Here is an 11493-nt window from a genome sequence, read left to right as displayed (position 1 = left end):
ATCTTGGTTTGGCTTGCAGATATATCTATTGCGCAATAGCTAGGTGAGTCATGAATCTTTTTAATCGAGGTGCCTCTCCGCGTCGCTCGGCCACACTCGTCGAACCGCAACGGCCCGACGGGCCATCCGATTTCCCCCAGGGCGGACAGTCGGAACCGGACCTGAGAACCCTGACCGGGAACTGGGTCATCGACCCCGCGCACAGCCGGATCGGCTTCTCCGTCCGGCACGCCATGGTCACGACCGTGCGGGGCGCCTTCACGGACTACCAGAGCCGCCTCTTCTTCGACGGCCGCGACCCGTCCCGCTCGGGGGCCGAGATCATCCTGTCCACCGCCAGCGTCGACACGGGCGTGGACCAGCGCGACAGCCATCTGTCCGGCCGTGACTTCCTGGACTCCGGCGCCTATCCGCACATGCGCTTCCTCAGCACCGCCGTGAAACTGGCGGGCCCCGACGTCTACCGGATGACCGGCGACCTCACCATCAAGGACATGACGCGTCCCGTCGTCCTCGAACTCACCTACATCGGCTATGTCACCGACCCGTTCGGCTACGAGCGTGTCGGCTTCGACGGCACCACCACCATCAACCGCTCCGAGTGGGGCCTGACCTACAACACCAGGCTGGCCGAGGGCGGCGCCATGGTGAGCGACAAGGTCCGCCTCCAGCTCGACATCGCGGCCATCCGCACCACCCCGCAGCCCGGCTGAACGCCGACGGACACCCTCGCCCGGCTCCTCGATGCCTGGGTGCGCGCCTGCCGGGTACCTGGTTCGTGGACATGCAGGTACGGACCGCGGGAACGGGAGTGATTCGGTGGGGGTCAAGGCAATGGGCTGGGCGCATTCGTTTCCGGTGTCGGGCGGTGTACGCGCCGGGCGGGAGTGGACGCGCGAGCATCTGGAGTCCCTGCCGTGGACCGCGGCCGAGCCGGACACGGTGGACGCCGTCGTACTGACCGTCTCCGAGCTGCTCACCAACGCCCATGTCCACGCGCACAGCGACGCGCATCTGGTACTCACCTGGGACGGCGACTGCCTCCATGTGAGCGTCCACGACGAGGACCCGACCCTGCCGCGGCAGCGCGACCCGGCGGCCGGTGAGGTGTCCGGCCGCGGGGTGGGGATCGTACGGATGCTCGCCGACGAGTGGGAGATGCGCTGCCAGCGGCACGGCAAGGTGGTGACGGCCTGCTTCCGCCCGGCGGGCGCCGACGCGCGGGACGAGCACCTGTGGGGCGACCGCTCGCGGGACGACGGACCACGGGACGGCCGCGCGCGAGAGGACCGCTGAGGTCCGCCAAGCGGCCGTTACCCGTCCGGCGCTGTCCGCTGTCCGCTGTCCGTCGCCGTCCGTCGCCCGTGGTCCGTGGTCCGCCGTCAGGCTTCGCGGGCCGCGAAGGCGCCCTCGGCGGTGAAGACCTGTTCCGCGAAGCGTTCGCCGATACGGCGATGGGTCGCCGCGTCCGGGTGGAGCTGGTCGGGCAGCGGCAGTTCGGCGAAGTCGGCAGCCCCGTAGAGGCGGAGCCCGTCGAGGTGGTGGAGGTTCGGGTCCTCCTTCGACCGCTGGGTCACGATCCGGGCCAGCTCGTCCCGGATGACCCGCAGCGTCAGTTTCCCGGCCGCCTTCTCCGCCGGATCACCCATGGCCACGAACTCCAGCCGGCCCTCGCTCATGTGGGCCAGGTCGGGGGCGCTCGGGCCGGGCGTGTCCTCGTGGATGGGGCACAGGATCGGTGAGACGACCAACAGCGGTGTGTCCGGGTGGCCTTCACGGATCGTGTCCAGGAAGCCGTGGACGGCCGGGGTGAAGGCGCGCATGCGCATCGCGTCGGCGTTGACCACGTTGATGCCGATCTTGACGCTGATCAGGTCGGCGGGGGTGTCCCGGAGGGTGCGGGCGGTGAACGGGTCGAGCAGCGCGCTGCCGCCGAGGCCCAGATTGATCAGTTCCACACCGCCGAGGGAGGCGGCGAGGGCCGGCCAGATCGCGGTCGGCCCGGCGGCGTCGGAACCGTGGCTGATGGAGCTGCCGTGATGCAGCCACACCCTGCGTCCCCGGTCGGTCGCGGGCTCGACCGGGGCGTCGGTGCGCAGGGCGACGAGCTCGGTGGTCTCGTTGTGCGGCAGCCAGATCTCGACGTCCTTGCCCTCGCCGTCGCTCCCGGGGAGGCCGGTGAAGCGGACGGTGCCCACCGGACCGGTCCGCAGTTCGGCGCTCCCGGTGGTCATGTCGACGGTGAGAGTGTTGCCGTCCCGCACACTGCCCCGGCCGGCCAGGATCCCGTCGACGAGCAGTTCGTACACGCCGTCCGGGCGGGGCGGGGCCCCCGTGTAGACCCGCTTGGTGGGCAGCGTGTCCAGTTCGACGGCGGTGGCCCGGGTGCGGAAGACCAGACGTACGCCCGAGGGCTGGGACTCGGCCATGGCCAGCTGACCGTCGGCGTACTGGGCGCGGACCCAGGCGGGCAGCCGGTGCGGCAGTACGCCGTGCTCGGTGCGTTCCAGGTCGAGGGCGCCCCGCAGGAGGTCCGCGGTGATGGGCGTGCTGATCCAGTTGACCGTGCTGTCAGCCGGGTCGGCTGAGGTGTTCTCGCTGGGCATGGGTTCGACCTTGTCGCTTCTGGGGGGCTTGTAGGGCGGGACTACTTGGCGGGCCAGTTCCGCAGGAGGGCGTCGAGGGCGTCGAGGACCCTGGTCCAGGACTCCTGGGAGTCGGGGGCGCTGTGGCTGAATCCGCCGCCCAGCTCCAGGCTGACGTAACCGTGGAAGACGCTGCCCAGGAGGCGGACCGCGTGGGTCTGGTCCGGTTCGGTAAGGTCGTAGCCGCGCAGGATGGCCCGCGTCATCTGCGCGTGCCTGCTTCCGGCGCTGGCGGCTGCCGCCTCCGGGGTGAGCTTGAGCTGGGCGGCGGCGTAGCGGCCTGGATGCTCTCTTGCGTAGTCGCGGTAGACGTTCGCCAGGGCGATCAGGGCGTCCTTGCCGGCGCGTCCGGCCAGGGCGGTGGCGCCCCGGTCGGCCAGCTCCTCCAGGGCGAGCAGGGCGATGCCGGTCCTGAGGTCCTGGGAGTTCTTCAGGTGCGAGTAGAGGCTGGCGACCTTCACGTCGAACTGTCTGGCGAGGGCGGAGACGGTGACCTGGTCGAAGCCGACGTCGTCCGCGAGGTCTGCGCCTGCTTGGATCAGGCGTTTTGTCGTCAGGCCTGCGCGGGTCATGGGGTCCCTCCCTTTGGAGGGCTCGATTATGCATTTGCCTATATGGTTTAGGCAAATGGGTGAGACCTCAAGGGAGGGGGGCGTTCTGCGGGCGGGACGGTGCGGGCCGGTGGGGGCTGAGCGCGCAGTTCCCCGCGCCCCTAAGGGCCAAAGACAAAAGACTGCGCCGTTCCCCGCGCCCCTGAAAAGCCGAAAGGCTGCGCCGTTCCCCGCGCCCCTGGAGGGCTGAGCCCGGTGTGTCAGTGGGGGATGGTGTCGATCAGGTCGCGGGCGCCCTGGCGTAGGAGTGCGACCGCCACGGAGGTGCCCAGGGTGGCGGGGTCCAGTCGGCCGGCCCACTCGTGGGCGTTGAGCTGGGTCTTGCCGTCGGGGGTGAACACGCAGGCGCGCAGGGACAGTTCGCCGCGCGGCTCGGCGGTGGCGTAACCGGCGATCGGCGAGTTGCAGTGGCCCTGGAGGACGTGCAGGAACATGCGTTCCGCGGTGGCCTCGCGATGCGTGGCCGGGTCGCCGAGCGCGCTCACGGCGTCGATGACCGTGGTGTCGCCCTCGCGGCACTGCAGGGCGAGAATGCCCGCGCCGATCGGCGGCATCATCGTCTCGGGGGAGAGGATCTCGGTGATCACATCGGTCCGTTCGATGCGTTCGAGGCCCGAGACCGCGAGCAGCAGCGCGTCCGCCTCACCGGCGGCGAGCTTCGCCAGGCGCCGGTTCGCGTTGCCCCGGAACGGCACGCACTGCAGATGCGGACGGGAGGCGGCCAGCTGCGCGACACGGCGCACGGAGGAGGTCCCGATCCGGGTGCCGGGCGGCAGCTCGTCGAGGGTGAGTCCGCCCGGGTGGATGAGCGCGTCCCGGATGTCGTCCCGCTTGAGGAACGCGGCGAACATCGTGCCCGCCGGAAGCGGCCGGTCGGCGGGCACGTCCTTGACGCAGTGCACCGCCAGATCGGCGTCACCGGCCAGCAGCGCCGCGTCGACCTCCTTGGTGAACGCCCCCTTGCCCTCGACCTGGGAGAGGTCGCCCATCCACTTGTCCCCGGTCGTCTTCACGGGGACGACCTCGGTACGCGTTCCGGGGTGGAGCGCGGCCAGTTCGGCCCGTACGCGCGCCACCTGCGCCAGGGCCATGGGCGAGTCGCGGGAGACGATGCGGATCAGCTCGGGAGCGTGCATGAGCCCCACGATAGACCGTGCGGCACACGCGAACCGCGCCTTGCCCGTACGGGCTCTTCAGCGGCCCGGGTGGTCCGGGTCGTCCTCGGCCGACGGCAGGATGCGGGAGCCCTCCGCCCAGTGGTTGACCCAGCCGCAGTACGAGCAGGCGTACCGGTTGTTGAGCCCGCTCACCTGCGCGCCGCACTGGCGGCAGTCCGTCGTGGTGATCTCCGCGCCGGGCGCCGAGGCCGCGACGGCGTCACTCGACCCGGTTTCCGGAGACCGCTCCTGCGTCATGCGGGCAGCGTACCCGGGGGTGCCGCGACCACCGGAAGAGTCAGCACACCGGGCATCACACCGGGCAGGGTTGGCCGGGACCGAACGGTTCCGGCCAACCCTGTTCTCCTCCCCGTCACGGGAGCCCGGCCGCCGGCCGCCGTCCCCGGTGGGCGGCCGGCCGAGGGAGGTCCGTCAGCTGGTGGGCATCAGGACGGTGTCGATGATGTAGACGTTGGCGTTGGCGGTCTTCACGTTGCCGCAGACGACCTTCGCGGAGTCGTTGACCTTGTAGGACTCGCCCGAGCCGGAGGTCGTGAGCTTCGACTTCTCCAGCGTCGGGAAGGAGCCGTTCTCCAGGTCCTTCGGAGCGAGCTTCTGGCCCACGACGTGGTACGTGAGGATCTTCGTCAGCGTGGCCTTGTCGGCGAGGACCTTGTCCAGGTCGGCCTTCGGGATCTTCGCGAAGGCGTCGTTGGTCGGGGCGAACACCGTGATGTCCTTGGCGTTGTTCAGGGTGTCGACCAGACCGGCCTTCTTCACGGCCGTCACCAGGGTGGACAGGGCCGGGTTGTTGGAGGCCGCCGTGGCGACCGGGTCCTGGGCCATGCCGTCGAACGAACCGGAACCGCTCTTGGGCACGGACGCACAGCCCGGACCGAACGGCTCGTCCTGCGAGGCGGTGTCGCCGGAGCTGCCCATGCTGTCGTCGGACTCGGTGGCGGCGGCCGACGCCTTGCTGGACGAGTCCGACGCGGCGGAGTCGCTGCCGCTGTCGGAGCAGGCGCTGAGGGACAGCGGGAGAACGGTGGCCGCGGCCACGATCACGGCGATACGGCTGATACGGCTGCTACGAGTGTTCATGGTGTTTCTCCTCTGGGTTGACGCGGCCGCAGCCGCGTTCGTTCGGGGGTCGGGAAAGTCGCTCGGGGTGTATGGCCGGGGGGAGTTGGCTTGTGCTGTCACTCGACGGTCACCACGACCGAGTGCCGGCCGCTCGCGCCGTCGGGGACGGTGCCGGTGCGCTTCTCGGTCTGCACGGCGCCGGTGCGATCGGTGGCCCGGACGGTGAGGGTGTGACCGCCTTTGGCGGCCCGCCAGTCGTAGGACCACTGACGCCAGGTGTCGCGGGAGTCCTCGGCGGCGAGCCGGGCCTCCTGCCAGGGGCCGTCGTCGACACGGACCTCGACCTTGTCGATGCCGCGGTGCTGTGCCCAGGCGACCCCCGCGACCATGACCGAACCGGCCTCGGGGCGGGCGAACGGCTTGGGGGTGTCGATCCGGGACTGGGTCTTGACGGGTGCCTGCCGCGCCCAGTCACGCTTGACCCAGTAGGCGTCGTAGTCGTCGAACGAGGTGAGCTCGATGTCCTTGATCCACTTGCAGGCCGAGACGTAACCGAACAGGCCGGGCACCAGCATCCGGACCGGGAAGCCGTGGGCGAAGGGGAGCGGTTCCCCGTTCATCCCGACCGCGAGGAGGGCGTCACGGCCGTCCATGACGTCCTCGACCGGGCTGCCGATCGTCATGCCGTCGACGGAACGGGACACCACCTGGTCGGCACGGCCACCCTTGGAGGGCGGTTTCACCCCGCACTCGGCCAGCAGGTCGGCGAGCCGTACGCCGATCCAGCGGGCGTTGCCCACGTACGGGCCGCCGACCTCGTTCGACACACAGGTGAGCGTGATGTCGCGCTCGATCAGTTCGCGCCGCAGCAACTCGTCGAAGGTGAGGGTGACCGGCCGGGTGACCCCCTTGCCGTGGATCCGCAGCTTCCAGGTGGTCGCGTCCACCTTGGGCACCACCAGTGCGGTGTCCACGCGGTAGAAGTCCTTGTTCGGGGTGGTGAAGGGACTCACGTCGCGGATCCGCAACCGGGCTCCCCGGGGAACCGCGTCCGCGGGGGAGGCCGGGGCGGGCAGTACGACGTCCGCCCGTGAGGCCGCCGCTTCGCGGCTCTTCGATCCGCTCAGGGCGCGGCCCAGCAGTCCGGTACCGGCGGACGCGGCGGCGGCAGCGGACGCCAGGATCACGAAGCCCCGGCGGTCCCAGTCGGCGCCGCGGGACGAATCGTCCCGCGCCGAACCGGCGTCGTCGGGTTGCGCGCCCCCGATCCGGAGCCTGCCGATCAGGAAGAACAGCAGCACCGCGGCGACCACCGCGCCCACCGCGGAGGGCAGCGCGTCGGTGAGCCCGGTCGAATCGGGCCGGCTGAGCGCCGCCGTCGCCCCGACCACACCGAAAAGCAGAACTCCGGCGGCCCCGGTTCGCCGGTACCGCAGGGCGAATACACCCAGGGCGATCGCGAACAGCACCAGTGCGGCAAGAATCCCGAGCTGCAGGATCAGTTTGTCGTCGGTACCGAAATTCCGGATCGCCCAGTCCTTCACGGGCGTCGGAGTGCGGTCGATCGCCGCACCCCCGACCGCGATGACGGGACCGGCTTGCGGACGCACCCCCGCGGCCACCAGTTCGGCGACGGCGAGCGCGGCGAAACCCGCCAGCAGGCCGCTGAGCGCACCGAGCGCCGGCCGCACCGGGCTGCGGTTGATTCGCGGTTGCTTCTTGTCGTCCGTCACGTGGGGAATCCGGTCCTGAATGCCGCACGGATTGGTCGGTCACCCGATCCGGCACACTTCTTTTCCGGACCAATCCGCGGACCCCCCGGCTGCGGATTAAGCAAATTCAGGTGCGTGGATTATCGCTGTTGTATAACCGGATCATGATCTATCACGTAGTGCCGCTCGGTGAGTGGAGCGCCCGCCCCGAGGCCCCGTACGCGCCCCCGTCCCTCGCGCAGGACGGTTTCATCCACTGCGCTCCCGACGAGGAGACCGCCCTGGCCGTCGTGAACGCCTTCTACCGGGCCTCGCCCCGGCCGCTGCTCGCGCTGGTTCTCGACGAGGCGCGGCTCACCGCCCGGCTGGAGTTCGAAGCGGCGGACCCCACTCCGCCGCCCGGCGTCGGCCAGGACGTCCTCTTCCCTCATCTGTTCGGTCCCGTGAACCGGGACGCCGTCGAGCGCGTCCTGGAGGTCCGGTGGGACGACGACGGCCGGGCGGCGGGCCTTCAGTCCCGGGAGCCGCGCGAGCGCTCGTAGTGCCGCCGCACCCGCTCACGGTTGCCGCAGTCGCCGCTCCGGCACCACTGCCGGGTGTGGCTGCGGCTGCGGTCGAGGAAGAACCACCCGCAGCCCGGCCCCTGGCAGCGCCGGAGCTGGACCAGCGGTCCGGACAGCAGCTCCGTCGCCTCCAGCGTCAGTAGGCGTACGGCATCCGTCGGCGCCGTGACGTCCAGTTCGGGGCGCAGTGGCAGGGCCGGCGCGAACTCCGCCCGCTGCCAGGCGTCCAGGAAGAAGCCGCGCACCTCGGCCAAGTCCTCGCGGCGGGGCGGGCGGCCGTCCACCGCGGAGTCGAGCAGGCGGTGCAGCGCCGTCCTCAACCGCCGGGCCGCCCACAGCGCGTCCGCGGCGGATTCCGGGTCGTCCGCGGCGACGGCCAGGAGCGTGTCGACCCGGTCGGCGGACAGCAGACCGCTCGCGCCCGTCCAGGCGAGCAGAGCCGCGGGATCGGGCAGGCGGTCGGCCGTACGTCGTTCGTCGAGCCGCCACGCGATCGTGTTGGCGAAGTCCAGCACCACGTGACCGCCGATCAAAGCCGACGCGGTCGTTTCCATACGTGACACTCTAATGCCCAAAGCTGCTGATGGCTGTTAGCCTCGTGATATGGACCGGTCACCTCCGCAAGCCAAGGGCTCCACACCAGCGCCAACGGCGACGGTGTCCGAGTCGGAGTCGGAGTCGGCGACGGCACCGGCCCAGCGGGCGGCCGGCGACTCCCGCAGACAGGGCTTCGTCGCGGGCGTCAAGGTCGGTACGGGTCTGGCCGCGGCCGCTTTCGTCCTGGCCGTCACCTTCGGAGCGTTCGCCCGTGCCGAGGGCTGGGGAGTCCTCGCCCCCATCGTCTGCTCCCTCGTCGTGTTCTCCGGGTCCGCGCAGTTCGCCCTCGCCACCGCTCTGGCGGGCGGCGGAGGAATGGCGACGGCGATCGCGGCTGCCGCGCTGATCAACGGCCGGTTCATCCCGATGGGCGTGGCGGTGGCCAAGGACCTGCGCGGGGGCCGGATCCGCCGGGCGCTGGAGGGCCAGGCGGTCGTGGACGGTTCCTGGGTGGCCGCCCATCTGGGCGGTGGAAGGTTCGACCGCTACAAACTGTTCGGCGCCACCGCCGTGCAGTGGCCCGCGTGGGTGGCGGGCACCACCCTGGGCGTCGTCGTCGCCCCGCCGGAGAGCCTGGTGGAGTCACTGGGCCTCGATCTCGTCTTCCCGGCCTTCTTCCTGCTGCTCCTGCTGGACGAACTACGGGGGTCACGGGCGGCCCGCGGGGCGGCGGCGCTGGGCGCCTGCCTCGCCGCCGCTCTGGTCGTCTGGGTACCGGCGGGCCTCGCGCTGCTGGGGGCGAGCGCGGGGGCCCTGCTCGGGGTGCGCAAGGGACTCGTACCGCGCGACAGGGAGGAGGCGAGCGGATCGTGAACCAGTGGCACCTGTGGGGGGCGGTCATCTGCGTCGCGCTGATCAGTTTCGCGTTCAAGGCGGCCGGGCCCGCGGTCCTCGGAGACCGGCAGTTGCCCGCGGCGGCGCGCGGTGTCATCGCCCTGCTCGCGCCGGTGCTGCTCGCCGGACTTCTCGTCGTCGACGTGGCGGGGCCGCGGTGGACGGGACTGGACGGACCGCTGCTGGCCGGCCTCGCCACGGTGGCGGTCGTACGGCTGTCGCGGGCGCCGATGCTGCTGGCGATCCTCGCCGGGACGGTCGTCACGGCGCTCATCAGGCTGGTGTGGGGCTGACCGGTCGTCCCCGACCGGCACAGCGGCGTCGGCGTCACCGTCGGTCCCGACCGCAGGACCCGCCCCGTATCGACATCATCGACATCACGGAGCCGCCGGCGGTTCGAGCGTGCTGTCGGCCCGCGGTTACGTGCGCTGCGGCGAGGAGTTGATGCCCCGGGTGCCCGGTGTGCGTACCGCCGTCGTCGCCCTGGGGTCCGGCGCCACGATGGCCGGGGCTCGTCGCGAGCCTGGTGCGGAGCGCGCCCTCGGCGTCGACGTGGGGGCCGTGGACGACGCCCGCGACGGGTCGAGTTGTGCAACTGCCCCTGGACCAACTGCCTCTGGACCAAGTGCCCCTGGATCAAGTGCCTCTGGACCACGTGCCCGTGGTGCTCGGGACCGTGTTCCCTGGCATCCGTAAAGACCGGCAATGTCCGAAGTCGTGTTTCGTTCGGCCAATTGTGTCTACCGGTACTACATGGTCCAGTCGATGCGAGAGACAGAACGAAAGTACGAGGTCCCCTCACCCGCGGATACCTCCTGGCTGCCCGAGTTGGAGCGGGTGGACGGTGTCGCCGCTGTCGTCGACCGCAGTCCCGAGGAGCTGGACGCGGTCTACTACGACACCGACGATCTCCGCCTGTCCGGCTCCTCGGCCGTGCTGCGCCGCAGGACCGGCGGTACCGACGCCGGGTGGCATCTCAAGCTGCCGCTGTCGGGCGACAGCCGGGAGGAGATCCGCTCGGCCCTCACCGACACCGTCCCGGACGCCCTGCTCGACCTGACCAGGTCCCGCACCCGCGGGGCGGAGCTGACCCCGGTGGTCCGTATCCGCTCAACGCGCGAGGTGTGCCACCTCGTTGACGCCGACGGCACGACGCGTGCGGAGCTGTGCGTCGACTCGGTCCACGCGGAGTCCCTGCGCGCGGACGGCAGGCATGCCGCGTGGAACGAGCTGGAGGTCGAGCTGGCCGAGGACGCCGACCCCGCCCTCCTCGACGCCGTGGAGAAGAAGCTGCGCAAGAAGGGGATCGCGCGGGCACACTCACCGTCGAAGCTGCTCCGGGCCCTCGACGAGACCGTGACCACCCCGGCCGACGCATCCGACGGGTCCGCGGGCCCGGACCCCGAGCAGGCGGGCGCGCAGGTCCTCGCGTACGTGCGGGAGCAGATCCGCGCGCTGACGGCCCTCGACCCGGCCGTGCGGCGAAACCGGCCCGACTCGGTGCACAAGATGCGGGTCGCCTGCCGTCGTCTGCGCAGCTGTCTGCGGTCCTACCGGTCCGTACTCGACCGCGATGTCACCGACGCCATCCGTGGCGAGCTGAAGTGGCTGGCCGGCGAGCTGGGCGCCGAACGCGACCAGGAAGTGCTGATGGAGCGGCTCAGCGCGGAGGTCGAGGCGCTGCCGGAGGAACTGGTCCTCGGCCCCGTGGCCGCACGGCTGCGGGTGTGGAACGTCGTCGACAGCACGGAGTCCCATCTGCGCAGCCTCGACGCGCTGGGCTCGCGGCGCTACCTCGACCTGCTCGACGCGCTCGCCGTGCTGCTGGAGCGCCCGCCGCTGCGCGCCAAGGCCGCCAAGGACGCCGGGAAGGTCATGGCCAAGGCCGTCCTCAAGGAGTACGGGCGACTGGCCGGGCGCATGACCGACGCCCTGGAGCTGTCGCCCGGCCCCGAGCGCGATGTGGCGCTCCACGAGGCGCGCAAGGCGGCGAAGAAGGTCCGCTACGCGACGGAGGTGGCCCGTCCGGCCCTCGGGAAACCTGCCAAGAGCCTGGGCAAGAGGGTCAAGGCCGTGCAGAAGGTGCTCGGCGACCATCAGGACAGCGTGGTGGCCCGGGGTGCTCTCAGGGACCTCGCCGTCGCTGCCCAGACGGCGGGCGAGGCCGGCTTCACCTGGGGCCTGTTGTACGGCACCGAGCAGGCCCGCGCGGAGAACAGGGAACGGGAGCTGCCCTCCGTATGGGACCTCGCTTCGGAGCCCGGCCCGCGCGACGCGCTCGGCCGGTAGAG

Annotated in this window: 13 protein-coding genes; 6 read left to right on the top strand and 7 right to left on the bottom strand. The window is 71.1% G+C overall.

Going from position 1 to position 11493, the window contains the following annotated elements:
* Positions 1 to 50: 50 nt before the first annotated feature.
* Complete coding sequence (locus ACH4DZ_RS03215) at positions 51 to 713, top strand: YceI family protein (RefSeq protein WP_398285167.1); 663 nt, start codon at positions 51 to 53, stop codon at positions 711 to 713.
* 106 nt (positions 714 to 819) lie between these two features.
* Positions 820 to 1296, top strand: a complete 477-nt coding sequence (locus ACH4DZ_RS03210; RefSeq protein WP_398285166.1) for an ATP-binding protein — start codon at positions 820 to 822, stop codon at positions 1294 to 1296.
* 86 nt (positions 1297 to 1382) lie between these two features.
* Here ACH4DZ_RS03210 and ACH4DZ_RS03205 read toward each other — a convergent pair whose 3' ends face one another.
* The 6 genes from ACH4DZ_RS03205 to ACH4DZ_RS03180 form a co-directional block, all read right to left on the bottom strand.
* Complete coding sequence (locus ACH4DZ_RS03205) at positions 1383 to 2606, bottom strand: GDSL-type esterase/lipase family protein (protein WP_398285164.1); 1224 nt, start codon at positions 2604 to 2606, stop codon at positions 1383 to 1385.
* Between the two features lie 41 nt (positions 2607 to 2647).
* Positions 2648 to 3217 (bottom strand): TetR/AcrR family transcriptional regulator, encoded by a 570-nt coding sequence (locus ACH4DZ_RS03200; RefSeq protein ID WP_398285163.1) that lies wholly within the window; start codon positions 3215 to 3217, stop codon positions 2648 to 2650.
* 239 nt (positions 3218 to 3456) lie between these two features.
* On the bottom strand, positions 3457 to 4392 hold the full coding sequence (gene hemC, locus ACH4DZ_RS03195; protein ID WP_398285162.1) for a hydroxymethylbilane synthase: 936 nt from the start codon (positions 4390 to 4392) through the stop codon (positions 3457 to 3459).
* A gap of 57 nt (positions 4393 to 4449) precedes the next feature.
* Entirely contained in the window at positions 4450 to 4671 is a 222-nt protein-coding gene (locus ACH4DZ_RS03190) for a hypothetical protein (protein WP_398285161.1), read from the bottom strand.
* A gap of 174 nt (positions 4672 to 4845) precedes the next feature.
* Positions 4846 to 5514 carry a fasciclin domain-containing protein gene (locus tag ACH4DZ_RS03185; RefSeq protein WP_398285160.1) on the bottom strand — a complete coding sequence of 223 codons (669 nt, stop codon included), beginning with the start codon at positions 5512 to 5514 and terminating at the stop codon, positions 4846 to 4848.
* Between the two features lie 98 nt (positions 5515 to 5612).
* The gene (locus ACH4DZ_RS03180; protein WP_398285159.1) at positions 5613 to 7229 is read right to left on the bottom strand and encodes a sulfite oxidase; all 1617 of its coding nucleotides are present in this window, start codon (positions 7227 to 7229) and stop codon (positions 5613 to 5615) included.
* Between the two features lie 143 nt (positions 7230 to 7372).
* Here ACH4DZ_RS03180 and ACH4DZ_RS03175 point away from each other — a divergent pair, with 143 nt between their 5' ends.
* Positions 7373 to 7750, top strand: coding sequence for a DUF952 domain-containing protein (locus tag ACH4DZ_RS03175; RefSeq protein WP_398285158.1), 378 nt, complete (start codon positions 7373 to 7375; stop codon positions 7748 to 7750).
* Here ACH4DZ_RS03175 and ACH4DZ_RS03170 read toward each other — a convergent pair.
* Positions 7720 to 8325, bottom strand: coding sequence for a CGNR zinc finger domain-containing protein (locus ACH4DZ_RS03170; RefSeq protein WP_398285157.1), 606 nt, complete (start codon positions 8323 to 8325; stop codon positions 7720 to 7722). The two genes, ACH4DZ_RS03175 and ACH4DZ_RS03170, sit on opposite strands and share 31 nt — an antisense overlap.
* Before the next feature lie 49 nt (positions 8326 to 8374).
* On the opposite strand from ACH4DZ_RS03170, the gene ACH4DZ_RS03165 reads away from it, so the two are divergent.
* From ACH4DZ_RS03165 to ACH4DZ_RS03155, 3 genes are all read left to right on the top strand, one after another.
* Entirely contained in the window at positions 8375 to 9181 is an 807-nt protein-coding gene (locus ACH4DZ_RS03165) for an AzlC family ABC transporter permease (protein WP_398285156.1), read from the top strand.
* The gene (locus tag ACH4DZ_RS03160) at positions 9178 to 9495 is read left to right on the top strand and encodes an AzlD domain-containing protein (RefSeq protein WP_398285155.1); all 318 of its coding nucleotides are present in this window, start codon (positions 9178 to 9180) and stop codon (positions 9493 to 9495) included. Before ACH4DZ_RS03165 ends, ACH4DZ_RS03160 begins: the two co-directional genes overlap by 4 nt.
* 460 nt (positions 9496 to 9955) lie before the next feature.
* The gene (locus ACH4DZ_RS03155) at positions 9956 to 11491 is read left to right on the top strand and encodes a CHAD domain-containing protein (RefSeq protein WP_398285460.1); all 1536 of its coding nucleotides are present in this window, start codon (positions 9956 to 9958) and stop codon (positions 11489 to 11491) included.
* The last annotated feature ends 2 nt before the right edge of the window (positions 11492 to 11493 follow it).

It is taken from the genome of Streptomyces sp. NPDC017991, assembly GCF_044328075.1.
In the GTDB taxonomy this organism is placed as follows: domain Bacteria; phylum Actinomycetota; class Actinomycetes; order Streptomycetales; family Streptomycetaceae; genus Streptomyces.
This window is presented reverse-complemented; position numbering and strand designations above follow the sequence as displayed.

What these genes read in the sequence shown, in the direction of transcription:
- ACH4DZ_RS03215 (WP_398285167.1), top strand. Translation starts at nt 51, where the DNA reads ATGAATCTTTTTAATCGAGGTGCCTCTCCGCGTCGCTCGGCCACACTC.
- ACH4DZ_RS03205 (WP_398285164.1), bottom strand. Translation starts at nt 2,606, where the DNA reads ATGCCCAGCGAGAACACCTCAGCCGACCCGGCTGACAGCACGGTCAAC.
- ACH4DZ_RS03200 (WP_398285163.1), bottom strand. Translation starts at nt 3,217, where the DNA reads ATGACCCGCGCAGGCCTGACGACAAAACGCCTGATCCAAGCAGGCGCA.
- hemC (WP_398285162.1), bottom strand. Translation starts at nt 4,392, where the DNA reads ATGCACGCTCCCGAGCTGATCCGCATCGTCTCCCGCGACTCGCCCATG.
- ACH4DZ_RS03190 (WP_398285161.1), bottom strand. Translation starts at nt 4,671, where the DNA reads ATGACGCAGGAGCGGTCTCCGGAAACCGGGTCGAGTGACGCCGTCGCG.
- ACH4DZ_RS03185 (WP_398285160.1), bottom strand. Translation starts at nt 5,514, where the DNA reads ATGAACACTCGTAGCAGCCGTATCAGCCGTATCGCCGTGATCGTGGCC.
- ACH4DZ_RS03175 (WP_398285158.1), top strand. Translation starts at nt 7,373, where the DNA reads ATGATCTATCACGTAGTGCCGCTCGGTGAGTGGAGCGCCCGCCCCGAG.
- ACH4DZ_RS03170 (WP_398285157.1), bottom strand. Translation starts at nt 8,325, where the DNA reads ATGGAAACGACCGCGTCGGCTTTGATCGGCGGTCACGTGGTGCTGGAC.
- ACH4DZ_RS03165 (WP_398285156.1), top strand. Translation starts at nt 8,375, where the DNA reads ATGGACCGGTCACCTCCGCAAGCCAAGGGCTCCACACCAGCGCCAACG.
- ACH4DZ_RS03155 (WP_398285460.1), top strand. Translation starts at nt 9,956, where the DNA reads ATGGTCCAGTCGATGCGAGAGACAGAACGAAAGTACGAGGTCCCCTCA.